Here is a 2595-nt window from a genome sequence, read left to right as displayed (position 1 = left end):
CCGACAGATCCAGCTCACGCGTCAGCTCATGCAGATGCCACGCCGCATCCACCTTCGGCGCCAGCACCCCGTCCAACCGCTCAGCGGTCAACGACGAGACCACCCCGTCATCCAAGATTCCTGCCGCGTGCACCACCGCGCCCAGACCGCCATCCGCACACACCGAGGCCACCAGACCAGCCAATGCGGAACGGTCGGTCACATCACACGCCACCACCCTGGCCTGGGCACCCAACTCCGCCAGCTCAGCCACCAACCCGGCAGCCCCGTCGGCGTCCATACCGCGACGGCTGGCCAGCACCAGACGCCGCACCCCGTGCTCAGCCACCAGATGCCGGGCCACCAAACCACCCAAACCACCGGTACCGCCCGTGACCAGCACCGCCCCACCGGCATCCCATGCATCCTTGCCGCCGCTGTCGGCCGTTTCCGGTCGTACGAGCCGAGGAGCGAGAAGCGAGTCACCCCGCAGCGCCAGCTGCGGTTCATCGCTGGCAAACGCTGGCTCCAGCGAGGCGTCCGCGCTGTCGAGATCGACAAGGACGATACGGTCCGGATTCTCCTCCTGTGCTGCTCGGCATAGGCCCCAGACCGCTGCGCCCGCCAGATCGGTCACCGCATCGTCTGGGCGGGCGGCGACCGCGCCGCGGGTGGTCACCACCAGCCGTGAACCGGCCGGGTGATCAGCCGACAACCAGCCCTGCAGCACCTCCAAAGCCCGATGGGTCGCCGCACGCACATCCTGTGGCGCGGTCCCCGGCACCGACTCCAACACCACCACATCCGCACCACCCGCCGCCACCGCCGCCGCGGCCGGCACGGCAACCGGCTCCCACCCGACCCGGAACAACGAGTTGCGGGTGGCGGCGGCCGGGCCGGTGGTCAGGGGGCGTGTGGTGACGGTGGTGACGGTGGCCACCGGTGCCCCGGTGGTGTCGGTGATGTGCAGGGTCTGCGGGTCGGGGAGATGGACGCGCAGCGCGGTCGCGCCGGCGGCGTGCAACCCGATGCCGCTCCAGCTGAACGGCACCGCCACCCCCAAGCCCGAGCCGGTGCTGGTGCCGGTGTCGGTGCTGTCGGTGCCGGTGTCGGTGTTGGTGTTGGTGTGTAGGAAGGCTGTGTGTAGTGCGGCGTCCAGCAGTGCGGGGTGGATGCCGTACCCGCCCACTTCCAGGCCGGGGACCGCGATCTCGGCGAAGACCTCCCCGCCGCGCCGCCAGGCCGTCTGCAGGCCCTGGAAGGACGGGCCGTAGGCGAGTCCCTGATCGGCCAGCCGATCGTAGAACTCCTGCACCGGCACCGCGACGGCCCCCTCGGGCGGCCACACCCCCGCACCGGCCCGCACCTCGACAGTGTTGAGACCCACCGTCCCGGTCGCATGCACCGTCCACAGTGAGTCGGCGCTGCCCTCGGGACGGGAATGGACCTCCACCGTACGGTGACCGGCCTCGTCCGGCCCGGCCACGGTGACCTGGATCGCGGCGCCCTGATCGGGCGACAGCACCAGCGGATGGTGCAAGGTGAGCTCCTCGATCGTGGGACAGCCGACCTGTTCACCGGCGAACAGCGCCAGTTCCACGAACGCGGTGCCGGGCAGCAGCACCGTTCCGGTGACGGTGTGGTCGGCCAGCCACGGATGGGTGTCCAACGACACACGCCCGGTCCAAGCCACACCATCGCTGCCGGGCAGCGCCACCATCGCCGCCAGCAACGGATGATCGGCGTTCTGCTGTCCGGCTGCTGCCGGGTCGGCCGGGGCGGTGACCGAGTCGAGCCAGAACCGCTGGCGTTGGAAGGCATAGGTCGGCAGGTCGACCCGTTGAGCACCGGGGAACAGCGCCGCCCAGTCGACCGGGACGCCGCGGGTGTGCAGGTCTGCCAGTGCGGTCAGCAGTTGGCGGGGCTGGTCGCGGTCGCGGCGCTGGACGGCTATGAACTCCGCGTCGTCGCCGGGGTCGGCGGTGGCGGTCAGCGCGGCGTCGGGTCCGATTTCCAGGAAGGTGGTGACGCCGTGGCCGCGCAGGGTCTGGACACCGTCGTGGAAGCGGACGGCTTGGCGGACGTGCCGCACCCAGTAGGCCGGGGTGCACAACTGTTCGGGGTCGGCCATCTCGCCGGTCAGGTTGGACACGATCGGCACCGCGGGCGGCCGGTAGGACACGCTCGCGGCGATGTCCTCGAACTCGGCCAGCATCGGATCCATCAACACCGAATGGAAGGCGTGTGAGACCGGCAGCGACCGCACCCTGTCGAACTGCGCGGCGACTTGGGCGACGGCGTCTTCGCGGCCGGAGATCACCACACCGTCCGGGGCGTTGACCGCCGCGACCTCCACCCCGTCCACCAGATGGGCCTGAACCTGGGTTTCGGTGGCGCGGATCGCGGTCATGCCCCCACCCGGGGGCAGGGCCTGCATCAACCGGCCCCGCGCCGCCACCAGCACCGCCGCGTCGGGCAGTGACCACACCCCGGCGACGTGTGCTGCGGCCAGTTCTCCGATGGAGTGCCCGGCCAGGTAGTCCGGCCGCACCCCCCATGCTTCCAGTAGCCGGTAAAGCGCCACCTCGATGGCGAACAGTGCGGGCTGCGCCCACC

Annotated in this window: 1 protein-coding gene; it reads right to left on the bottom strand. The window is 70.9% G+C overall.

Features of this window, described 5'->3' with window-relative positions; translation table 11 throughout:
* A partial coding sequence (locus E1285_RS44465; RefSeq protein WP_132160932.1) for an SDR family NAD(P)-dependent oxidoreductase occupies positions 1 to 2595 on the bottom strand: 2595 nt, incomplete at both ends.

This window comes from Actinomadura sp. 7K507, from assembly GCF_004348425.1.
Lineage (GTDB): Bacteria > Actinomycetota > Actinomycetes > Streptosporangiales > Streptosporangiaceae > Spirillospora.
Note: the sequence above shows the minus strand (reverse complement) of the source record. Positions and strands in the feature narration are given on the sequence as shown.